Genomic DNA, 21,889 nt, shown 5'->3' with positions numbered 1-21,889 from the left:
GGCCAGGCACGGGCCGGGGCGAGTCAGGCAGGAGCCAGGGTGAGCTGGATACCGGAGGTTTTCAGGGTGTTCGGCAGCGGCCGGTGGGGATCGAGCCGGGGGCGTCCCGCGGTGACGCGGTGCTCGCGGAGCAGCTGCGCGCAGACCTCGGTGGCCACCATGAGTCCGAGCCGGTCGCCCGGGCAGCGGCCCTCGCCGTGGCTGAACGGCGCCATCCGCGGGTCGTCGTCGGCTCCCTCGGTGAGCCAGCGGCCGGGGATGAACAGACCACCGCCGGGGACCAGTTCGCTGTCACGTTGCAGGAACCCGATGGGGACGAGGACGTGCGTCCCGGCCGGGCAGGGCATCCCGCGCCAGGTGGTGTCGGTACGCAGGATCCGCAGCAGGTCGGGCACGACGGGGTGGAGCCGCAGGCTTTCCAGGACGCAGGCCCCCAGCCTCGTGGTGTCCGGAGCATGCGGCGCCTCGTACAGCGCGGCCTGTTCGGCGGGGTGGAAGGCGAGCAGCAGCAGCGTACGGGCGACGATGGCGGCGACCGAGTCGAGCGCCAGGAGCCAGTGGTGGGCCTGGCCCACGGCGTCGACGTCCTCGCCGCAGGCCGTGGTCCTGACGCGCCCGAGGAGGCTGTGCGCGGGGGCGTGCGGGGCGTAGACATGCAGCCGGGTGGAAGCCGCTTCGTACAGCCGCTGGTTGGCGGCGGTGGGGCCCCGTCGCACCGCTCCCCAGTTGCCTTCCTTGCGCAGGGTGAGCAGCCAGCGGTGCAGTTCCTCGTCCCCGGCGGCCTGGTCGCCCAGCGTGATGCGGCGGGAGATGCGCTGAACGGTGTGCTGCAGCCGGGCGTACGAAAGGGTGGGGCCGGTGGTGAGCCGGGTGCATTCCTCGGCGATGACGGTGCGGAACGTGTCCCAGGAGGGGTGGGTCTCCTCGTGGGGCGCCAGCACCTGGTCGTTGACGGCGCGCCGCCTGTCGCGCAGGTCGCCGTGGGAGCAGACGACACCGCTGGGTTCGAAGACCGAGAGCATCCTGGTCTTGTCCACCGCGTCCAGGGCCAGTTCGCGCACCGGGCGGGCGAAGAACTCCTGGACGTCGGCGGGGTCGAGCAGCACGAGCAGGTCACCGGAGGGCCCGCCGATCAGCACGGGGGCGCCGTCGTGGCGATCGCGCAGGGCACGCAGGGTGGCGGCCGACCAGCGGGGCTGGCCCACCGCGCCCAGCAGCCCGGTGATCGCGGGGCGCGGGGCGGGGACTCCGCGCGCGAAGGCGGGCAGGGTGTGGGTGAGGGCGAAGCGGAGGGATGCGCCCCGGCTCGCGCGGCGCGGCCGCACTACGGGGTTCCCGGCCGGCGAACCGGCCGGGACGCCGGGGTCCGTGGAGCCGTGCGGGGCGTCGCTCGCGGGGCCGTGGGGGCCGGTCGGGCCGGCGGCGGGTACGGGTCGGGTCATGCCTCCACGACCTTTCCCGGGTTGAGGAGATTGCGTGGGTCGAAGAGCCGCTTGATCTCCCGCTGCAACCCGTGACTCACGGCGTCGAGTTCGCGGCCGAGCCACTCGCGCTTCAGGGTGCCGATGCCGTGTTCGCCCGTGGTGGTGCCGCCGAGCTCCAGTCCCGCCGCCATGATGTCGTCATAGGCGATGCGGGCCCGGCGCACCTCGTCGGGATCGGACTCGTCGAAGACCACCGTGGGGTGCAGATTGCCGTCCCCGGCGTGGCCGAGGGTGAAGATCCGCAGTCGGTGGCGCCGCGCGATCTCCTCGATCGTGCCGACGAACTTGGGCAGTTCGGACGGCGGAACGGCCACGTCCTCGATGAACGCCGTGGGCTGCCCGCCGAGGGACGCGGCGTACGCACCCAGCGCGGGGGACACCAGCCGCCGCGCCTCGATGATCTTCTGTGACTCCTCCTCGGTGCCGGCGGCCACCACCTGGTCGGCGCCGGCGTCCTCGCACAGCGCCTTCATCGCCGCGAGGTCCGGTGCCGGATCGGGAGCGTCGCTCTCCACGATGAGGGTGGCGGCGCTGTCCGGTCGCAGCAGCGCGTGCCCGAACGCGGCGACGGCCTGGGAGGTCGCCCGGTCCAGCAGTTCCACGGCCGAGGGGGTGTAGCCGCTGCTGGAGATGGCCGCGACGGCGTGCCCGGCCGTGGTCAGGCTCGGGAACTGGGCGAGCAGCGCGAGCGCGGTGGGCCGGGCGGGCCGCAGCGCGAGAGTGGCGCCGACGATGACTCCGAGGGTGCCCTCCGAACCGACGAAGAGCCGGGTCAGGTCGTATCCGGCCACGCCCTTGGCCGTGTCGCGCCCGGTGCGCATGCGCCGCCCGTCGGGCAGTACCACGTCCAGGCCCAGCACGTAGTCGGCCGTCACGCCGTACTTCACACAGCAGATACCGCCGGCCCCGGTGGCGATGTTGCCGCCGATCGTGCAGGTCTCCCAGGACGCGGGGTCGGGCGGGTACGTCAGTCCGTACTTGGCGACGGCGTCATGGAGGTCCTTGGTGATGACGCCCGGCTCGCATCGGACGAGCCGGTTGACCGGGTCGATGGTGCCGATCCGGTCCATGCGGAGGGTGGAGAGCACGACGCAGCCGTCGACCGCGTTCGCGGCACCCGCGAGTCCGGTGCGGGCGCCTTGCGGGACGACCGGTACGCCGCACTCGTACGCGGTCCGCATCACGTCCTCGACCTGAGCGGCGGTACGCGGCAGGGCGACGACGGCGGGCACGCCGGCCGCGGAGAACGGGGCGGAGTCCCGGGCGTGAGCGGCCAGCGTCTCGGGATCGGTGAGCAGGGTTTCGGCGGGGAGCCGTTCCCGCAGTTCGCTCAACAGCTGTGAAGAGTGAGGGGACATGGAGCCTTCCAGAGGTCGTGCGACAGGGGGGATGGCACGCGGTGACTCACCGCGAGGGGAGTCCGGTGGCTCTACAGCGAAGGAAGTTCCGTCGTGATGGGCACATCGATCAGCACGGGGCCCTCGTGCTGAGCCGTGGCGTCCCGTACGAGTTTCGTGAGTTCCCCGGCGCTCTCGGCGCGTACGGACCGCACCCCGTACCCGGCGGCGATCGCGGCGATGTCGAGTCCGGGAATCTCCAGGCCAGGAGCCCCTTGTGCGTGTTCGAGCTGTGCGAACCACTGGAGGATCGCGTAGCGGGCGTTGCTCAGCACCACGAAGGTGACGGGCACGCGGTAGGCCGCCGCGGTCCACAGGGCCTGTACGGCGTAGTGGACCGAACCGTCGCCCAGGACGGCGACGACCGGCCGGTCGGGAGCGCCGAGTTGCGCACCGACGGCCGCGGCGGCTCCGAATCCGAGCCCGCCGCCCGCGGAGAAGAGGTAGGAGCCGGGGGTGCTGATCCGTACCGCCTGGTGGAACTGCGGCACATTGGACGGCGACTCGTTCACCCACAGCGTGTTCTCCGGCGCTCCTTCCGCAACGGCCGCCAGGGCAGCGCCCGGTGGCAGGAGACCGTCCTCCGTCCGCGGGGTGTGCACCGGCCGGTGCGGTGCCGGAGCCGACTCGCGGTCCGGGAAGTGCGCGGCGAGCGCCTGGGCGGTCAGCGCGGAGTCGGCGATCACCGCGTCGCCGACCGGCGCCCTGGCGGCCTCCTCCGCGTCCCGGGTGAGGAGGACGAGTTCGGTACCGTCGGGCAGGTACGGGCCGGGCACGTAGGGGTAGTAGCGGAAGACCTGCGCCCCGATGACCAGGACCAGGTCGTGGCCCTCCAGAGCCCTGGCGAGCGGACCGATGGCGGGCGGCAGTTCACCTCGGTACAGCGGGTGGTCGTGGGGGAAGGAGACGCGGGCCGAGGCGGGCGCTCCCCACACCGGGATGCCGGCCCGCTCGGCGAGGCGGACGACGGCGTTCCAGGCACCGGCGGCGTCCACATCGTCACCGACGACCAGGACGGGGGAGCGGGCGGCCTCGATGCGGCCGGCGAGCGAGCGAACGGTCTCCGGCCGCGGGGGCGTGGCGTGCTCGACTCTGCGGGCCGCTGTCGTCAGCGCGGCCCGGTCCTCCGCCTCGGTGACGGCCGCGTCGAAATCGTCCATGGGGAGCGAGAGGAACACCGGCCCGTGCGGTGGGGTTTCGGCGAGCTGCACGGCGCGGGCGAGTGCGGACGGCACGTCGGCCGGACGCGGCGGCTCGTACGCCCACTTGACGGCCGGCTGCGGCAACAGCGTGGGCTGGGGGTTGGCGAGCAGCGCCTCCATGGTCAGCATCGCCCGTACCTGCTGGCCCGCGGTGACCACCATGGGGGTGCGATTGGCGCGGGCGTTGAGCATGGCGCCCATGGCGTTCCCGGTGCCCGGACCGGTGTGCAGATTGACGAGGGCGGTGGTCCCGGAGGCGAGCGCGTATCCGTCCGCCATACCGACGACGACGGCCTCCTGAAGACCGAGGAAGTAGCGGAAATCGTCGGGGAATTGCTTGAGGAACGGTAGTTCCGTCGAGCCGGGGTTACCGAAGACCGTGGTCATGCCACGTGCCCTCAGGACATCGAGGGCAGATTCCCGGACTGTGCGCATGGTGGTCCCTTCCCGCGGAGCTGACGGTGACGGTGGTCACAGCGCGTGAAGGGCAATACAGCACGAGAGATACGGTCTGACAAAATGTCTGGATCTCTTCGTTTAACTCTGCCCCGAGCCGCCGCACCAGGCGCTTTTCCGCGAGAGGGCCGGTCTTCCGTCAACCACGTGTGTGCCAAACCCCACGTGATGACGTTCTTCCTGACCTTTCGTCCGGGCCGCCTGGCCGTCTGGCTGCCCAGCGGTCGAGGGCGTCCACATGTGCATACCACCGTGGTGTGGTAAGCGTCCGCGTTCTCCGGTTCTTGATCCGGCTGCCGGCGACTCCGTCCGGAGCCCGGCAGCCAGTTCCGACGAGAGACATGAACGAGAGACATAACGAGAGGCATGAACGAGAGACATAGGAGTGCCGCGTCACCTGGTCAGCGTCCGGGCGCCCGGAATTCTTCTGCTCGCTCCTCGAAAATCTCCGCAGCTCACCCGTTCAACGCACCTCGGGTGCCGACCGCCGGTGGCCATGTGAGCCTGAAGGCCGGCAGACCGAGAGAGACGATCGCTATGGCCGAGAAGCAGGAGGGCTAGGACGCGGCGCAGAGCTGAGGGGAGCCGAGCCGCAAGCAGCAGGAAGCGGCGGTGCCGCCGGAAGCCGGACGGCACGGAGACCTGAAGGAACCCCTCGCACGCCGGAGGCGGCCCGAGGCCAGCACCACCGATTCCGACCCGTCGGCCGACCGCAGCCGCACCGCCGTCCCGGCCGGGGGATGGCGATACCTGACATCGACCACCTCCGTCGGCAGGGAGGGAAGGCTGTGGCAGCCGGGCCGTAAGAGAGGGAGAACATGCCCAGTCCGACCGCAACGATTACCGCCCCGGCGAAGGACGTCTCCACGGCAGTCATAGCTGCCCATGCGTGGCAGGGATACCACTGTGAGTCCCGGCTGGTGCGCTCGACCGCCCCCCGGATCGCGCCCGTCGTGCTCGTGGGAGGCGCGTTCCAGACGAAGGAGACCTGGGGCCGGATCGAGACCGGCTTCCTCGCCCACGCCGATGTGCTCGCCGTCGATCTGCCCGGTTCGGGCCGGGCAGACGTCCTCCCCGACCGGCACGGAGTCGACTTCCTGGCCGATGCGTTGTGCCACATCCTGGAAGAGACCGGCATCCACGAGGCGAACGTCGTCGGCGGCTCCTATGGCACCGCCGTCGTCTACACCCTCGCCCAGCGCCACCCCGACCACGTGCGGAAGATGGTCCTGGCCGGCACCATGACCTTCATCCCCGACCACGTCCGCGCCGCCACCGGCCGGGCCATCGAGCTGTTGCACGCCGGACGGATGGAGGACTTCGCCGACCAGGTCCTCGACCTGCTGCTCAATCCCCACCCCGCCGGGCCGGTGACCGCCGGAGAACGGATACGGCAGACCATGCGGCGGCGACTGCTGGCCCTGCCCCCGCAGGAGGCCGAACAGGCCGTGGCCAACACCACCCGGCTCCTCACCCGGCAGACGCTCGACATGACCGTTGCCCCGTCGATGCCGGTCCTGGTCATCACCGGCGAGCACGACCACTTCACGACCCCCGCCCTGTGCCGCGAGCTCGCGGCCACCTGCGCCGACAGCTGGTTCACCACCGTCTCCGACGCCGACCACATGATGCCCTTCGAACGCAGCGCGGAGGTCGTCGATCTGTGCACCCGCTTCTTCGCAGGGGAGCCCCTGACCGGCCTCGATTACGCGCGCGACGCCGAACGTGTCTCGCCGCCCGTCATGTCGGCCTGAACACCTTGCCGGCCTGAACGCCTTGTCGTCACCGGCCCGGCCCGGCCACGTTCCGTCAGAAGGGCTTGGTCGGCAGGTACTTGCCGTCCAGGGTGATCACCGCGCGCTCGCCGCCGTCGGGGTCGGCGACCCTCTTCACATCCAGCGTGAAGTTGATCGCGGAGATGATGCCGTCACCGAACTGCTCGTGGACCAGGGCCTTGAGGGTGGTGCCGTAGACCTGGAGCATTTCGTAGAAGCGGTAGATCGTCGGGTCGGTGGGGATGCCGCCGGGGATCGAGCCGCGGGTGGGGATCGTCTGCAGCAGCATCACCGCGTCCTCGTCCAGCCCCAGCAGCTCCGCGACGGCGTGGGCGGACTTCTCGGGCAGGGGGTGCTGGCCGAGAACGGCGGCGGTGGTGAAGGCGACCGACAGGCCGGCGGCGTCCGCGATCTGCTGCCAGGTGAGGTCCTTGCGGGTCTTGGCCTCGACCGCGGCGTCGGTCAGGGCCTGGCGGGCGGAGGGGGTGAACTGAGCGTGCATCATGAGGGTTCTGCCTTTCGGGACAAGGGGGCTGACAGAGGGGCTGGGGCTGGCCTCAGAGGTTGGGGCCGGCCTCAGGAGTTGGGGCCGGAGGGGGCCGGATCAGGCGGCGGCAGTGGCGAAGGCGGCGAGGGAGCCGGTGCCGTCGAGGGTCTCGACGCCGCCGGTGGCGATGTCGAAGAGCCAGCCGTGCAGGGTCGCCTTCTTCTCCGCCAGAGCCTGGGCGACCGACGGGTGCGTGACCAGGTTCGCCAGTTGCGCGCGCACGTTCTCGCGTACGAGCGCCGCGACGTCGCCGCGGGCCGCCACACGGGCCTGGGCGGTGACACGGGCCCGGGCGGCGTCCGCGTGCCGCAGCCAGTTCGCGACGGCCGGCGCGGAGGTGAGGTCGTGGCCCTGGGCCAGGGCGGTCATCGCCCCGCAGGCCGAGTGCCCGCAGACGACGATGTCGCTGACGCCCAGGACGGTGACGGCGTACTCGATGCCGGCCGCCACACCGTCCGCGTCCGCGCCCGGGGTGTAGGCGGGCACGAGATTGCCGGCGGTGCGGATGACGAAGAGCTCACCCGGCTCGGACTCGGTGATCACTTCCGGGACTACGCGGGCGTCGGAGCAGCTGATGAACAGCGTGTGCGGCCGGTGGCTGGTCGCCAGATCGGCGAACAGATCCGCCTTGGCCGGGAAGACGTCCCGCTGAAAACGCGCGACGCCGTCGGCAAGGTCTCGCATGGGTCACTCCCTTTCGGTAGCTGCCGCCCATCTGCTGGGCTGGCGAAATCCACCATGCATGACCTGCTTGTATAGGGTCCAAGACGTGTTGGGCATGGTTGCCATCGATGACATCTATAGTCGCCTCTATAGTCGGTCGCATGGCTCTGGAACTGCGTCACCTGCGCTACCTGCTCGCCGTGGCCGACCACGGCAACTTCACCCGCGCCGCCGAAGACCTGCACATCTCCCAGCCCACCCTGTCGCAGCAGATCAAGCAGCTGGAGCGCACCCTGGGCGAGCAGCTGCTCGACCGCACCGGCCGCGCCGTACGCCTCACCGACGCCGGCGAGACCTACGCCCACCATGCCCGGCGTGCGCTACGCGACCTGGCCGCCGCCGAACGCGCCCTGCACGACGTCAAGGACCTCTCCCGCGGTCACCTGCGGCTGGCGGTCACCCCCACCTTCACCGCCTACCTGATCGGCCCGCTGATCGCCGACTTCCATGCCCGGCACCCCGGCATCGCCCTGACCATCCGGGAGATGTCCCAGGAGCGCATCGAGCCGGCTCTCCTCGCCGACGATCTCGACCTCGGGATCGCCTTCGCCGGCACCCACCTCCCCGGTATCCAGGCCACCGCCCTGTTCACCGAAACCCTGAGCCTGGTCACCGGCGCCCACCACGCCGACGCCGCCCAGGACCGACCGCTGCCCGTCCGTGACGCGGCGCGGCTCCCACTCGCCCTGCTCAGTGGCGACTTCGCCACCCGCGCCCACCTCGACGCCTACTTCGCCCGGCACCGCGTCAGCCCCCGTATCGCCGTGGAGGGCAACTCCATCCAAGCCCTGACCGAAATCGTCCAGCGCACCCCGCTCGCCACCGTCCTGCCCGACGCCCTCACCCACGACCACCCCCACCTCACCCCCACCCCCCTCGACCCGGCGATCCCCGCCCGTACCGTCACCCTCCTCCGGCGCGCCGACGCCTACCGAAGTGCTGCCGCCCACGCCTTCACCCGCCTGACCCACGACCTGGTCCGGTCCCGCGCCTACGCACCCGCTGTAGTCGATCCACGCGCACCGACGCACTGAGACACCGGCAACGGCCCGCGGAGGCCGGAAGGGGCCGGAGCCCGGCCGACCGAGGTCGGCCGGGCTCCGGCTCTGTACGCCGGACGGGCCGGCCTGTTACGCGCCCTTGAGCCGCTTCACCCAGGTGACCGGGCTACTGCTGCCAGGGGCCTGGACGTAGGCCCGTGCGGGAATGGCGATGAGGTGCTCCTGGTTGGTGCTGGTGTCGAGGTCGCGGACGACGATGTAGCCGGTGTAGGTGGCGCCGTTGGCCCGGCCTTCCAGGTAACCCTTCTTGCCCTGCGGCACGTTGATCTCGACGTCCGTTTCCCGGGTGCTCTGCACCTTGGTGGTCGAGGTGCTGGAGTAGCTGTAGGTGAAGCTGGCCTCGGCGCCGGTCGATGCGCCGTTACCGCTGATGCTGGGTGTGATCTTGCCGCCCACCTCCCAGCCTTCGGTCGTGCTCTTCTCGTCGGCCACGGATGCCGTGACCTTGTAGGTGAGCTTGCCCTCGCCGGTGAGGCCGTCGCTGGCTCCCCGCTGCGGGTACTTCTCGTCGACCTTCCCGACGAACATGCAGGGCGCCGCCTGCCCGAACGACCCGCTCTGCGGATCCTTGTTGCTCATGTTGCAGTACCGCTCGGCGGTCAGCCCGCCGGACAGCGTGCCGTCCTTGGTGTTCTGGCGGACTTCGGTGCCGTTGGGCTTCTTCGTCTGGGACTCGGACCCGGGGTCGGCCCAGCCCTCGGCCAGGTGCTTGGCGCTCTTCCGCAGCGGCGCGGAGTGCTTCGTGTCGGCCGCGTACTGCGTCGCCGCCGCCTGGGCGTCCTTGACGGCCTGTTCGGGATCGTACTTGTCCTTCACGTCCGCCAGGGTGACGGCCTTGACGTTGCCGTCCTTGTCCTTATCCAGCCCGGCCGGGTAACCCATCGAGGATTCCGAGGGGTTGACCGGATCCGTTTTGCCCATCGCGTCGAGGACGGCCTGATCGGACTCGTAGGTCCCGTCGGCGACCTTCGCGGGCTGACCGTCGTCGGCGAAGGCGGGGGCCTGGGAGCCGATCAGGGATATGCCGGTGAGGAAAGCGGTGGCCAGCGCTCCGGCCACCATGCTGCTCTTGCGCCGACCCGGAGTGAGGTCGGTCTGTACCTGCGTGGACACGCGGTCTCCTTTGTCGGTCGGGCATCGGCCGCTCGGGGCCGCGCCGATGAGTGGGGGGAGTGCGGCGCACGTGGTCGACGCAGCTCGTCAGGCCGGGATTCCCGGGGCGGGAAAGGTGAGGTGGCCGGCGATGTGTGCGACGGGAGAACGGAGTTGACGTTCCGAATGGGTGCGCCTGCGGCAAAGAACCTAGAAAGCTACTATTGCGTTTGCCCATGGCTTTTGTAACAGATGTGACTCAGTCTGCACCTCCGGTCGGTCGTGTCGGTCGTGCCTCGGGTGGGGCAACGCGTCGCGCTCAGCCCCTGGTCATGGGGGAGTTGGCCGTCCCATGTCCCATCTCGTGGCCCGTCTCATGGCTCGCCGGCTGCCTTGCGGCGCCCGCGCACGCCGGCTCAGCGGATGCCGCAGATCCGGTGACCGCCCACCAGAGCGGTGATGCTGAGGAGGGAGACGGCCAGTAGGTAGTAACTCGGCGAGATCTGGGAGCCGGTCGCCTTGGCCAGCGACGCGGCGATGGTGGGGGTGAAGCCGCCGAAGAGGGCGACCGTCGTGTGGTAGCTGAACGCGAGCCCTGTAGCGCGGGATGCGACGGGGAAGGCGTCGGACATCACCGAGGGCAGCGCGCCGAAGTACGCCGCTTTCAACAGGCCGAGGACCGTCATACACAGGGCGAGGGTCAGGAAGGACGGTGCGTGGGTGAGCCAGACGAACAGCGGGACGGCGCTCAGTCCGATGAGGGCCGCGGCGGGGATCATGATCCGCAGCCGGCCGACGCGGTCGGCGAGCAGCCCCACGACCGGAGTTCCGAGGGTCAGGATGGTGCCGGGGAGGAGCAGGGCGGCGAACGACAGCGAGTCGTCCAGGCCGAGCTCCTTGATCGCGAAGGTGGGCAGGTACTGCAGGGAGTAGGTGAGGGCGGTGGAGACCATCAGCGCACCGCCGGCGAGCAGGAGACCGCCCCAGTGGTGACGGAACACCGAGCGGATCGGCGAGGGCGGTCCCCCGTGCGACGGCATTCCGTCGTGCGACGGCGTTCCCCCGCGTGAGGGAGTACCGCCGCGCGAAGGAGCACCGCCGCGTGAAGGAGTACGGCCACTGCGCTCCGGCCCGTCCCGTGCCCGTACCAGCGCGGGCGACTCCTCGACATAGCGCCGCAGGACGTAGCCGGCCGGGCCGACCAGGAGGCCGAAGACGAAGGGCACCCGCCAGCCCCAGGCCGTCATCCGGGCGTCGGACAGCACCGCGGTCAGACCCGTGGCGAATCCGGAGGCCAGCACGGTGGCGAGCCCCTGGCCGGCGAACTGGAGGCTGCCGAAGAACGCCTTCCGCCGGCTGTCCCGCTCGACCAGGAAGGAGGTGGCGGCGCCGAACTCGCCACCGGCCGCGAAGCCCTGGACCAGCCGTGCGAGCACGACGCCCAACGGCGCGACGAACCCGAGGGTCGCGTAGCCGGGCATGAACGCCATCAGCGCAGTCCCGAGCACCATCAGCCGGATCGACAGCAGCAGCGCCTTCTCGCGCCCCTTCCGGTCGGCGTACGAGCCCAGCAGCAGGCCGCCGATCGGGCGGATCAGATAGGTCATGCCGAACACGGCGAAGGTCTGGACGAGTTGGACGCCGGGGTCGTCGTCGGGGAAGAAGGTCCTGCCGATGTACGTCGCCATCAGGGCGTACAGCGCGAGGTCGAAGAACTCCAGGGCGTTGCCGATCGTCGCCGCGGCGATTGCGCGCCGGGCGGACGCCCGCCTCGGGGGCGCGGCCGGCGATATCCCCGGCGCGGTGGGGTGAGGGGCGAGTCCGGACATCGCGGTCCTTCCGGCGGGCGCCGGACCGACGGGCGTCAGGCCGGACGAGGAGGGGGATGAGGAGCGGGAGGCGGTCCGATGAGCTGTGGGGGAGCGGGAGTTGAGCCGGGGCGCGGGTGCGGGCGCGGACGCGTGCTCGTGCTCGTGCGGGAGGGGGAGGGTAAGCCGCCGCGTAAGGGGAACGGGTGGCCGTCCACCTCGTCGGCGTGCCCGTGGCCGAGCAGCGTCGGCAGCTCCGGGGACTCGTCGCGGGTACCGACCAGGAACGGTCCGCCGGAGGGGTCGGGGTTCGCGTACTCGGCGACCGGGCACCCGAGTTCGGTCAGTGCGGGGGTGAGAATCTCATCCAGGTATGCCTTGACGGCAAGGTGACGTTGCGGGCGGGCGCTCTCCGTCGGACAGCCGACCATGGCGCCCAGGTCTGCGAAGAAGGCGCCCGAGTCGACGTACTCCTCGGCTCGCCGGACCACATTCTCGGTGATCACTGGGTTGCTCCTGGGCGTGGTACGGGTAGCGGCTGCACGGTACGCGCCGTGATGGCTCAGCAGCGTACGGGCGCTTTCCCGCCCTGACTATTGCCGTTTGTGCCGCGCTGCGTTCTAATCTCGGCAAACCGGCGTACGGGTCATACGTGCCAGGTGCCGCCGCTCGCCCCCGGGAGGTCCGATGCAGCTCATTCCGGTGCACCTGGCGTACTTCCTCGAAGTCGCCCGCACCGGGGCGGTGAGCGAGGCCGCCCAGAACCTGCGGGTCGCCCCCTCGGCGGTCAGCCGGCAGATCGCCAAGCTCGAATCCGGCATCGGCGTCGCTCTGTTCCTCCGGCATCCGCGCGGCATGACCCTCACCGACGCCGGATCACGCCTGCTGGCCCATGTCCGCCGCAACGAGGCCGAGTCCTCCGCGCTCGTCACCGAGTTGCGGACCGGCAGCGGCGCCGACACCCGCAGCGTCGTGGTGGCCTGTTCGGAAGGGTTCGCGCTCCGCCTCGTCCCGCACGCGATAGCGGTCTTCCAGCGCGACCACCCGGACGTGACCTTCCGGCTCGACCGCGTACCTCACCAGGAGGCGACCCGGCGGGTGGCCGAGGGCATCGCCGATGTCGCCGTCACCTACACGATGGGCCCGCGGCACGACGTACGGGTGGAGTGCGCCGTCGTGGTGCCGATGGCCGCCATCGTCCCACCCGGACACGAACTCGCCGGCCGGGAACGCGTCGGCCTGGCCGAGCTGTGCGCGTACCCCCTCGCCCTCGCCCCGACGGGGACCACCCAGCGCGACCTGTTCGACATCGGCGTGCAACTGGAGGGTCTGACCGTCCGCCCCGCTCTGGTCTGCGACGCCATCGCCTCGAAGTACGAGTTCGTCCGCTCCGGCGGTGGCGTCGCCCTCGTCGGCGACCTGGGCGACCCGCACCCGGACCCCACCGCGGAGGGCGTCGGCTACGTACCGCTCGACCATCCGGTCTTCCGCCGCCGCGAGGCCCAAGTACAGACCATGCTGGGCCGCCGACTCCCTTGGACGGCAACCCAGTTCACGGGTTTGCTGATCTCGCTGCTGCGCCCACCCATCAGCACCGACGCGATGACTGCCCGAGGGTGACCGCCGTGCGTGTGCGCGTGGTCGCGGATCGTCGCGGAATATGCCATTTCGATGGGTCGCCGTTGCGCGGTGTAGTCGGGACGGGGCGAGGCGCGACCGCCTGACCCAGGTGTCGGTCGAGCAGACGGGGTCGGCTGTTTCGATAAAGTGCCCGCCATGCGGTCAGGAATTTCGGGAATGTCAGGAACTGCCCCACTCAAGAGGTTTGTCGCAGTGTCGCGGGCCCGGCGCACCGCCGGAGGGGCCCGCCAGGCGTCGGCCCGTACCGCGCACTGCTGATGGTCACGCCACCGAACCCCGCGCCGTCCGGGCAGGATCCCGCGGCTGTCACGGTGTGGCTCTGCCCGAACGAGGCGCTCCCGCCGCTGCTCGCCGACACGCTGGCCCGGCAGTGGCTGGACCATGACGAGCGGGCGGCGGGCGAACGGCTCCGCTCCGAGCGCGACCGCCGCCGGTACCGGGTCGCCCGCGTCCTGGTGCGGCGGACGCTGTCGTTGGAGACCGGGATTCCCGAGGCGGAGCTGGACATCGCGCGTTCGGCGTGGGGACGGCCCTACCTGCGCGCTCCGCAGGGCGGATTCCCCGGTGGCGAGGAGCGCCTGGACTTCAACCTCTCCCACACCGACGGGATCAACGCCCTCGCGGTGGCCCGCCACGGCCGCGTCGGTATCGACGTGGAGCGGCTCACCCGGCCTGCCGGGCACGGCCCGGAGGCGGTCGTGACGGTGTTCGCGGACGAGGAGCGCCACCGGCTGCGGGCACTGGGGGAGGGGAGGCAGCGCCGGAGGGTGGCGACCCGGCTGTGGACCCTGAAGGAGGCGTATGCGAAGGCACGGGGGATCGGGCTCGGTCTGCCCTTCGACTCCTTCGCCTTCACGCTGGACGACGCCGGACGGGTCGTCAGTTTCCGGCCTCCCGAGGACGATGTGGCCTCCCGCTGGCGGTTCCTGGGATTCGAGGCCGGACCCGACGCCATGGTGGCGGTCGCCGTGGAGTGCGACGGCCGGGGCGAGCACACCGTGCTCGTGAACCAGGGCTTCCCCTGGCAGCAGGGACCCGGTCGGCGGCTGCGGTTCGACTGATGCCGCGGTGCGACTGACGGTGCGGTGCGACAGAGGGGCGGCCATGGTCCCCCGGCGCCTGCCCCGGGGGCCGGCGCGCCGGGAGTCCGGGCGGCGGGACCGACGTCGGACCGAAGAAGCTCCGAGCATGAGGCCTGGCCCTGTTGAGCGTATCGTTGAGTAAGGACATCGTAAGGACAACAGTGAAGCTCCCCCGAGGGGGCCAGAAACCCGGCTGAGCGGCCGACGAAGCGGCGGCGGTGGGACAGGGAGACTTACGAGACCTGTCTGCCTCTGTCGCGCGTGCGGCCACAGTGCCGGGAGGAGGAGGCGTCCGGGCGAGCTCGTCACATCGGCGCCGGGTAGCAGCTGTGACCCCACGCCGAGACGGGGTTACCCGGTTGCGTCTTGCCTGATCCAGTGTTCTCGCCGGCCCACCAGGTGTGGGTCGGACGTCACGATCAGAGCCGTCTGGTGTCCCTGGGTCTTCCCAGCCCTGGTCTTTCCAGCCCTGGGTCTTCCCAGCGATGCGGAGATGCCGTCGTGCGCGGAGGAGACGTCATCGTGCGCATGCGGCAGCGGCCGAAGACACCGCCGCCGGCTCGTCCCACCACTTCCCGGTTAGTAGAGGAAAGCCGTGAAGACCGTACCGGGTCGCACTCGAATCGATCTCACCAGCACGGCCAGATGCCTGCCCTGCCTGCTGAGGCAGCAGGTCGAGGCATCGCCCGATGCCGTGGCCGTGGTCTCCGGCGACCAGTGGCTGACCTTCCGCGAGCTCGAGGGCGCGGTGTGCCGGCTGGCGGCACGCCTCGGCCAACTCGGCGTGTCCGCGGACGCCTGCACCGGAGTGTTCGTCGAACCGTCCCTGGAGCTGATGACCGCGATGTGGGGCATCCTGCTCGCCGGATCGGCCTATCTGCCGTTGTCGCCGGAGTACCCGGAGGACCGGCTCCGCTACATGATCGACGACAGCCGTACCCGAGTCATCGTCACCCAGGACCACCTGGCGGCCCGGCTGACCGAGCTGGCCCCGCCGGGCACCCGGATCGTGACCCCGGCCGACGTGCGGCGCTGCACCACGATCGCCGCCCCGGTGCCGGTGCCGCCGGACTCGCTGGCGTACGTCATCTACACGTCCGGCAGCACCGGCAGACCGAAGGGCGTGATGATCGAACACCGCAGCATCACGTCCCAGATGCGGTGGATGCTCGGCTGCGGGCACCTGGGCCAGGGCACTACCGTGCTGCAGAAGACGCCGATGAGCTTCGACGCGGCGCAGTGGGAGATCCTCGCCCCGGCCGTCGGCAGCCGGGTGGTCATGGGCACACCCGGCATCCACCGGGATCCTCATGCCCTGATCTCCGCGGTCGTCGAGCACGAGGTGACGACCCTCCAGTGCGTGCCCACGCTGCTGCAGGCGCTCCTGGACACCGAGGAGTTCGGCCGGTGCACCTCGCTGCGGCGGGTGTTCTCCGGTGGCGAGGCGCTCTCCTGGCGGCTCGCCCGTGCGCTCGCCGACGAGCTTCCCTGGGTCTCGCTGGTCAACCTGTACGGCCCGACGGAGTGCACCATCAACGCCACGTCGTGCCGGGTGGACCCGCACGCGGCCGGTGACTGCGGGGGCAGTGTGTCGATCGGGGAGCCGGTCGGCGACACGGAGTGCTTCATCCTGGACGCCGACCTGGCGCCGGTGGACATCGGGGAGACCGGCGAGCTGTGCATCGGCGGCATCCAGCTGGCCCGCGGGTACCTGAACCGTCCCGAGCAGACCCGGGAGCGCTTCATCACCTCGCCGTTCGCCCCCACCGAGCGCTTGTACCGGACCGGCGACCTGGCGTACTGGAACCCCGACGGCACCATCCAGTTCGCCGGCCGGGCCGACAACCAGGTCAAGCTGCACGGCTGCCGCGTCGAACTCGACGAGATCGCCCTGGCCATCGGGGAGCACACCTGGGTCAAGCGCGCGGCGGCGGCCGTCACCGACAACCGGCGCACCGGCTCGCGGCACCTGATCGCCTGCGTCGAGCTGAACCCCAAGGAAGCGGCGCTGATGGACCAGGGCAACCACGGCGCCCACCACCAGTCCAAGGCCAGCAGACTCCAGGTCAGGGCACAGCTGTCCAACCCCGGCCTGCGCAGCCGCGAGCAGCTCGCCGGCCGTCCGGTGGTCGAACTGCCCGGCAGACAGGAGACGTCCCGGCAGCGCCGGGAGGTCTTCGCCCGCAAGACCTACCGCTTCTACGACGGTGGCCCGGTCACCCGGGACGACGTGCTGGCCCTGCTCGCCGAGCGGCCGGCCGGCGGCGCTCCCCGTGCGCTCGGCGAGCTGACGTTCGCCGAACTGGGCGAGTTGCTGCGCTGGTTCGGCGCGTACCACAGCGACGAGCGGCTGCTCCCGAAGTACGCCTACGCCTCCCCGGGAGCCCTGTACGCCACGCAGCTGTACCTGGAAACCGGCGGGATTTCCGGGGGACTTGAGGCAGGTGTGTACTACTACCACCCCGTCGACCACACCCTGGTACGTATCGGAGCCTCCTCCCACCGGCCGTATGACGGTCAGCTCCTCGTCCACTTCCTCGGCCACCGGCGGGCCATCGAGCCGGTGTACAAGCACAACATCCAGGAGGTTCTGGAGATCGAGACCGGGCATATGACCGGCGTCTTCGAGGACGTGCTGCCGCAGTACGGGCTGACCATCCTGCCGCTGGCCCACGACCTGTCCGTGAAGGACCGTCTGGACGTCCCGGACGAGGACCACTACCTGGGCACGTTCGCCATCCGCCCGGCCGGCGGGGAACCCTGGCCGGATCCCACAGAGATCTACGTGCAGGCCCACCCGGGCCGCGTGCGGGACCTGCCGGCGGGTCAGTACCGCTACACCGGCGGTGCGTTGGAGCGCATCTCGGACGATCTGCTGCTGCCCCGGCATGTCATCGCCATCAACCAGCAGGTCTACGAGCGCGCCGGCTTCGGCATCACCGCCGTCAGCCGCGCCGACCAGCCGTGGCTGGAGTACATCGCCCTGGGCAGGAAGCTCCACCATCTCCAGCGCAACTGCCTGGACTTCGGCTTCATGTCCTCCGGCTACAGCTCGAAGACCGGTCATCCGCTGCCCGCCGCCCTGCGGATGGACGACATCCTCGCCTCCTGCGGCATCCCCACCGGCCCGTCGTACTTCTTCCTCGGCGGCAAGGTCGGCGAGGAGCAGATCCGCAGCGAGGGCATGCGTGAGGACACCGTCCACATGAAGGGGCCGGCCGAGATCATCAAGGATGAGCTGGCCCGTACCCTGCCCGACTACATGGTGCCCGACCAGGTTCTGGTGCTCGACCGGCTGCCGCTGACCGCGAACGGCAAGGTCGACATCGAAGCCCTCACCGCCTGCGAGCAGGTGCGGTCCGCGGACACCGCCACGCCGTACGTGGCCCCCGTCACCCCGTATGAGAAGTGGCTCGCCGAGGCCTGGGGCAAGGCGCTGAAGTACCACACCGTCTCGGCCGAGGACGACTTCTTCGCGTGCGGTGGCGACTCGATCACCGCCGTCGAACTCGTCAACGCGATCAACCGCGCGTTCGGCACCCGGCTTCCGCTCCAGGTCATCTTCGAGCACCCGAAGCTGGCCGACCTCGCTACCCGCGTCGCCGACGGCGCCGCCCGGCCGTCGTCCCGGCTGGTGCCCCTGCACGACACCGGCACCGACACCGGCGCCGGTCGGCCCGTCTTCTGCTGGCCCGGACTCGGCGGCTACCCCATGAACCTGCGCTTGCTGGCACGCCGGGCGAGCAGGGGCCGCCCCTTCCACGGCATCCAGGCGTACGGCATCAACCGCGGCGAGGAGCCCTACCCGACCATCCGGGACATGGCCGCCGCCGACCTCACCGAGATCCGGCGGCTACAGCCCGAAGGGCCCTACACCCTGTGGGGCTACTCCTTCGGCGCCCGGGTCGCCTTCGAGACCGCCTGGCAGCTCGAACAGTCCGGCCGGCAGGTGGACGACCTGCTGCTGATCTGCCCCGGCAACCCGAAGGTCCACCATGCCCACACCGACCGCCACGGACGCCAGGCGTCCTACGCCAACCCGGCGTACCTGACCATCCTGTTCTCCGTCTTCACCGGATCCATCACCGGGCCCGACCTCGACGAGTGCCTGGCCGCCGTCCGCGACGAGAACGGCTTCGTCGCCTTCATCCACCGCCTTCTCCCGTCGCTGGACCAGCAGTTGATCCGCCGGATCACCCGGATCGTCGCGCGGACCTACGAGTTCCAGTACAGCTTCCGTGAACTGGCCGAACGGCAGCTCCACGCACCGGTCACCATCGTCAAGGCCACCGGTGACGACTACTCGTTCATCGAGAGCAGGTCCGGTTACTCCGTCGCCCTCCCGACCGTGATCGACCTCGACGCCGACCACTACAGTGCGCTGAAGGACACGGGCATCACCGAACTCGCCTCGGCTATCCACACCCGCCGGAACACGCGGACCGTTCACGCTGGTCCCTCGCCCCACCGGTGAGCCCTCTCCCGTCAGCCGGGCGTACGGTGCGGAACCGGGGCGGAAGCGGCGGCCGGGACGGCGGGGAGCCGGAGGGCGGCCGCTGAGGAGACCGCCAGGGCGCACGCGAGGACGGCGTAGACCAGCCGGTAGCCGCCGGTGGCATCGGTGAGGTGCCCGGTGACGTAGGGGCCGGCGAAGCTGGCGAGGCTGCCGACCGCGTTGACTCCGGCGATGGCGGTCGCCGCGTGGGGGCCGGCCAGGACGCCGGTGCACCGGCTCCAGAAGGTGGGTCCGGCCGCCACGCTCCCCGCGACCGTCGCGACCAGCGCGGCCAGGGTGAGCGCCGGCAGGGCGGAGAGTGCGGCCAGGACGGCGGCGAGCGCGGCGAACGCGAGGGGCGCAGCGATGAGCGAAGCCCTGGGCCCGGGGCCCGCTTGGTCGCTGTAGCGGCTCCAGGCGAGCATCGCCAGGGCCGCGGCCACGGACGGGACGGCGGCGAGCATGGAGAGGCCGGAGGTGCCCGTGCCGGGGAAGAGGGCGGTGAGGACCTGGGGAAGGAAGAAGTGCAGCGAGTACAGGGCGAAGCACACGCCCGCGTGCACCACGGCGAAGTACGCGGCACGGCCGAGCCCGGTGCGCCCGAGTGCGGTGCCGCCTGGGGAGGGGAGTGGTGCGTCCTCGGCCAACTGGGCTTCGAGGGCGTCGCGTTGGGCGGCGGTCAGCCAGGTGGCCCGGCGTGGCGTGTCGGGCAGGAGGCGCAGCGCGGCGATCCCGAGGACGACGGCGGGGGCGGCCTCGATCAGGAACATCGACCGCCAGCCGCTCAGGCCGAACATGCCGGAGTGCTCGACCAGCAGGCCGGAGGCGGGCAGGCCGATGGCGGTGGAGAGGGGAATGGCCAGCAGGAAGACGGCCAGGGCGCGGGTGCGCTGCCGGGACGGGAACCAGGCGGCCAGGTAGGCGATCACACCGGGGAAGAAGCCCGCCTCGGCCAGTCCGAGGAGGAACCGGGCCGCGTACAGGCTGTGGGCGTCGGTGACGAACGCGGTGGCGGCCGAGCACAGGCCCCAGGCGATGACCACGCCGGACAGCCAGCGGCGGGCGCCGAACCGGCCCAGAGCCACGGCAGCCGGGAGGTGGAAGAGGAGGTAGCCGAGGAAGAAGATCCCGGCGGCGGTTCCGTAGGCCGTGGCGCTCAGGTGCAGTTCGGTGTTCATGGCCAGCGCGGCGACGCCGATGTTGGCGCGGTCGAGGAAGTTGATGACGTACAGCGCGAACAGCAGTGGCAGCAGCCTCCGGGCCACCGTGCGCACCGCCCCCTCGGCCGTATGCCGATCAGCCGTGTCCCGACCGGCCGTCCCGCGCGCCGCATCCGCCCCGCCGGCGCCTGCCCCAACTTCCGCTGTCATCGGTCGCCGCCTCCGCTACGCCGGTTGCTTCGTGCCGTGTCCATCCCTGAAGCCGGAGGACGAGGGCAGGGTATGCGGGACGAGCGTCATGGGGGGGCGAAGCAACCCGAACGGGTGATAACCGGCATTACCGGACTTCGCCTTGGCCGGGCGCGGACGTGGGCGTTCCGGGAGTGGGCGAGGGGGAGGGAGCTGGGGCGCAGGTCATGTCCTGCGAGTTGAGGGTGCCGCGCAGGAGGTAGGCGTCGACCCGGTCGTTGACGCACGGGTTGCGTTCGGTGGTGACGCTGTGCGCCCCGGCGTTCTTCACCGTCAGCAGGCTTGAGCCCGGGAAACGCCGGTGGAGTTCGGCGGCTCCCGCATACGGGGTCGCCGCGTCGCCGTCGTCCTGTACGAGCAGGACGGGCGGGAGCTGCTTGCCGCCCTTGACGTCGATCGGAGTGTGCTGAGTGCCGGGCCATGTCGCGCACGGCAGGTTCTTCCGTGTGCTGAACCAGGCCATGAACGGGGCCTTGGCGTCCTGGCGGACGGCGTCCTGGTCCCAGCGGTTCCAGTCGGTGGGCCACTTGGCGTCGGCGCAGTTGACGGCGGTGTAGGCGGCGTCGGCGTTCTCTCGGGCGATGGTGCCTTGGGTATCGGAGCGGTTCGGCCCGGCGTCCTTGACGAGCTTCTCCGGATGCCCGGCCTCGTACGCGCTCCACGCCTCGGCCTTCGGGGCCCACGTCTCGTCGAAGTACACGACCTGCTGGAAGGAGTTGATCAGCTCGCTGGGGCCCACGGTCCCGTCGATCGGGTGCTCCTTGGCGGTGGCCAGCAGCTTCTGCCACCGGTCCTGCACCTTCGCCCGGGTGTCGCCGAGGTGGTAATCCGCGTCGCGCTGGGCGACCCAGGCCGTCCAGTCGCCGAAGCGGCGTTCAAAACCGGGGATCTGCGCCTGGTGCAGTCCGTACCAGATCTTGTCGGGTGAGGGATCGACGACGGAGTCGAGCACCATACGCCGCACATGATCGGGGAAGAGCGTGCCGTAGACCGCGCCGAGGTAGGTGCCGTACGAGACGCCCAGGTAGTTGAGCTTCGGTTCACCGAGCGCCGCGCGGATGACGTCGAGGTCGCGTGCGGTGTTCGGCGTGGTCATCTGCGGCAGGAGCGCACCGCTGCGCTTCTGGCAGCCCTGCGCGTAGGCCCGGGCGTCGTCCCGCAGCCGTTGCTTGTCGGCCGCGTCCGCCGGGACCGGGTCGGGCTTGGGGCTCTTGACGAACTCCTGCGGATCGGCACAGGAGACCGGAGCCGAGTGGCCGACCCCGCGCGGATCGAACCCCACCAGGTCGTAGGCTTGCGCGACGTTCCCCCACACAGGGGGCTGGTGGGGTTCGACCTTCGTCAGGTTCATGAGACCCGCCACGCCCGAGCCGCCCGGCCCGCCCGGGTTGAGCACCAGCGCGCCTTGGTGCTCCTGTGGCTGCCCGATGCTCGGGAAGCGGTCGAGCCACAGCTCGATGGTCGCGCCGTCCGGCTCGGCATAGTCCACCGGGACCGTCACGGAGCCGCAGCGATAGTCCGGGTTCAGATCCCAGCCGGACGGGCATGCCCGCCAGTCGATGCCCGCCTCCGCCGCCCGGGCGGCCGCCTTCCGCACCCCGCGGGCCTCGGCCTCGGTGTCTCCACCGGGGGACGTCTCGCCGGCCTGGACCTCAGGGGAGGTCTCCCCGGCGTTGTCCGTGGCACCCACCACCATCACGACGCCGATCGCCACCAC

The 21,889-nt window shown here is 70.9% G+C and carries 15 protein-coding genes; 5 read left to right on the top strand and 10 right to left on the bottom strand.

Annotated features, from left to right (window positions below):
• Positions 1-23: 23 nt before the first annotated feature.
• From ACFY12_RS31810 to mdlC, 3 genes are all read right to left on the bottom strand, one after another.
• On the bottom strand, positions 24-1,442 hold the full coding sequence (locus ACFY12_RS31810; RefSeq protein WP_390719408.1) for a cytochrome P450: 1,419 nt from the start codon (positions 1,440-1,442) through the stop codon (positions 24-26).
• A complete protein-coding gene (locus ACFY12_RS31805) occupies positions 1,439-2,842 on the bottom strand; it encodes an FAD-binding oxidoreductase (protein ID WP_390719407.1) in 1,404 nt (467 codons plus the stop codon). The genes ACFY12_RS31810 and ACFY12_RS31805 overlap by 4 nt, the downstream gene beginning before the upstream one ends.
• A gap of 71 nt (positions 2,843-2,913) precedes the next feature.
• Positions 2,914-4,518: a benzoylformate decarboxylase gene (gene mdlC / locus ACFY12_RS31800; RefSeq protein ID WP_390719406.1), complete on the bottom strand. Its 1,605-nt coding sequence runs from the start codon at positions 4,516-4,518 to the stop codon at positions 2,914-2,916.
• An 839-nt stretch (positions 4,519-5,357) separates the two neighbouring features.
• Here mdlC and ACFY12_RS31795 point away from each other — a divergent pair.
• Complete coding sequence (locus tag ACFY12_RS31795) at positions 5,358-6,293, top strand: alpha/beta fold hydrolase (RefSeq protein ID WP_390719405.1); 936 nt, start codon at positions 5,358-5,360, stop codon at positions 6,291-6,293.
• Positions 6,294-6,348: 55 nt separating this feature from the next.
• On the opposite strand, the gene cynS is transcribed toward ACFY12_RS31795, so the two are convergent.
• Positions 6,349-6,819 (bottom strand): cyanase, encoded by a 471-nt coding sequence (gene cynS / locus ACFY12_RS31790; RefSeq protein WP_390719404.1) that lies wholly within the window; start codon positions 6,817-6,819, stop codon positions 6,349-6,351.
• A 99-nt stretch (positions 6,820-6,918) separates the two neighbouring features.
• Positions 6,919-7,545: a carbonic anhydrase gene (locus tag ACFY12_RS31785; RefSeq protein ID WP_390719403.1), complete on the bottom strand. Its 627-nt coding sequence runs from the start codon at positions 7,543-7,545 to the stop codon at positions 6,919-6,921.
• A gap of 140 nt (positions 7,546-7,685) precedes the next feature.
• Between ACFY12_RS31785 and cynR the strand changes: the two genes are divergently transcribed.
• Positions 7,686-8,618: a transcriptional regulator CynR gene (gene cynR / locus ACFY12_RS31780; RefSeq protein ID WP_390719402.1), complete on the top strand. Its 933-nt coding sequence runs from the start codon at positions 7,686-7,688 to the stop codon at positions 8,616-8,618.
• 96 nt (positions 8,619-8,714) lie between these two features.
• On the opposite strand, the gene ACFY12_RS31775 is transcribed toward cynR, so the two are convergent.
• The 3 genes from ACFY12_RS31775 to ACFY12_RS31765 form a co-directional block, all read right to left on the bottom strand.
• The gene (locus ACFY12_RS31775) at positions 8,715-9,758 is read right to left on the bottom strand and encodes a hypothetical protein (protein WP_390719401.1); all 1,044 of its coding nucleotides are present in this window, start codon (positions 9,756-9,758) and stop codon (positions 8,715-8,717) included.
• 395 nt (positions 9,759-10,153) lie between these two features.
• A complete protein-coding gene (locus ACFY12_RS31770; protein ID WP_390719400.1) occupies positions 10,154-11,566 on the bottom strand; it encodes an MFS transporter in 1,413 nt (470 codons plus the stop codon).
• A gap of 35 nt (positions 11,567-11,601) precedes the next feature.
• A complete protein-coding gene (locus ACFY12_RS31765; RefSeq protein ID WP_390719399.1) occupies positions 11,602-12,051 on the bottom strand; it encodes a hypothetical protein in 450 nt (149 codons plus the stop codon).
• A gap of 181 nt (positions 12,052-12,232) precedes the next feature.
• On the opposite strand from ACFY12_RS31765, the gene ACFY12_RS31760 reads away from it, so the two are divergent.
• The 3 genes from ACFY12_RS31760 (at position 12,233) to ACFY12_RS31750 (ending at position 18,742) form a co-directional block, all read left to right on the top strand.
• The gene (locus tag ACFY12_RS31760) at positions 12,233-13,165 is read left to right on the top strand and encodes a LysR family transcriptional regulator (RefSeq protein WP_390719398.1); all 933 of its coding nucleotides are present in this window, start codon (positions 12,233-12,235) and stop codon (positions 13,163-13,165) included.
• A gap of 278 nt (positions 13,166-13,443) precedes the next feature.
• Positions 13,444-14,247 (top strand): 4'-phosphopantetheinyl transferase family protein, encoded by an 804-nt coding sequence (locus ACFY12_RS31755; protein ID WP_390719397.1) that lies wholly within the window; start codon positions 13,444-13,446, stop codon positions 14,245-14,247.
• A gap of 616 nt (positions 14,248-14,863) precedes the next feature.
• Complete coding sequence (locus ACFY12_RS31750) at positions 14,864-18,742, top strand: amino acid adenylation domain-containing protein (RefSeq protein WP_390719396.1); 3,879 nt, start codon at positions 14,864-14,866, stop codon at positions 18,740-18,742.
• Between the two features lie 11 nt (positions 18,743-18,753).
• Here the strand turns inward: ACFY12_RS31750 and ACFY12_RS31745 are convergent, their stop codons facing one another.
• The gene (locus ACFY12_RS31745) at positions 18,754-20,133 is read right to left on the bottom strand and encodes an MFS transporter (protein WP_390719395.1); all 1,380 of its coding nucleotides are present in this window, start codon (positions 20,131-20,133) and stop codon (positions 18,754-18,756) included.
• A 127-nt stretch (positions 20,134-20,260) separates the two neighbouring features.
• Entirely contained in the window at positions 20,261-21,868 is a 1,608-nt protein-coding gene (locus ACFY12_RS31740) for an alpha/beta hydrolase (RefSeq protein ID WP_390719434.1), read from the bottom strand.
• Positions 21,869-21,889: the final 21 nt, after the last annotated feature.

The sequence above is a fragment of the Streptomyces sp. NPDC001339 genome (assembly GCF_042895955.1).
Lineage (GTDB): Bacteria > Actinomycetota > Actinomycetes > Streptomycetales > Streptomycetaceae > Streptomyces.
This window is presented reverse-complemented; position numbering and strand designations above follow the sequence as displayed.

Excerpts from the sequence above, each read along its gene's own strand:
- cynR (WP_390719402.1), top strand. The coding sequence starts at position 7,686 with ATGGCTCTGGAACTGCGTCACCTGCGCTACCTGCTCGCCGTGGCCGAC.
- mdlC (WP_390719406.1), bottom strand. The coding sequence starts at position 4,518 with ATGCGCACAGTCCGGGAATCTGCCCTCGATGTCCTGAGGGCACGTGGC.
- ACFY12_RS31785 (WP_390719403.1), bottom strand. The coding sequence starts at position 7,545 with ATGCGAGACCTTGCCGACGGCGTCGCGCGTTTTCAGCGGGACGTCTTC.
- ACFY12_RS31755 (WP_390719397.1), top strand. The coding sequence starts at position 13,444 with ATGGTCACGCCACCGAACCCCGCGCCGTCCGGGCAGGATCCCGCGGCT.
- ACFY12_RS31795 (WP_390719405.1), top strand. The coding sequence starts at position 5,358 with ATGCCCAGTCCGACCGCAACGATTACCGCCCCGGCGAAGGACGTCTCC.
- ACFY12_RS31745 (WP_390719395.1), bottom strand. The coding sequence starts at position 20,133 with ATGACAGCGGAAGTTGGGGCAGGCGCCGGCGGGGCGGATGCGGCGCGC.
- ACFY12_RS31740 (WP_390719434.1), bottom strand. The coding sequence starts at position 21,868 with ATGGTGGTGGGTGCCACGGACAACGCCGGGGAGACCTCCCCTGAGGTC.
- ACFY12_RS31770 (WP_390719400.1), bottom strand. The coding sequence starts at position 11,566 with ATGTCCGGACTCGCCCCTCACCCCACCGCGCCGGGGATATCGCCGGCC.
- ACFY12_RS31810 (WP_390719408.1), bottom strand. The coding sequence starts at position 1,442 with ATGACCCGACCCGTACCCGCCGCCGGCCCGACCGGCCCCCACGGCCCC.
- ACFY12_RS31760 (WP_390719398.1), top strand. The coding sequence starts at position 12,233 with ATGCAGCTCATTCCGGTGCACCTGGCGTACTTCCTCGAAGTCGCCCGC.
- ACFY12_RS31805 (WP_390719407.1), bottom strand. The coding sequence starts at position 2,842 with ATGTCCCCTCACTCTTCACAGCTGTTGAGCGAACTGCGGGAACGGCTC.
- cynS (WP_390719404.1), bottom strand. The coding sequence starts at position 6,819 with ATGATGCACGCTCAGTTCACCCCCTCCGCCCGCCAGGCCCTGACCGAC.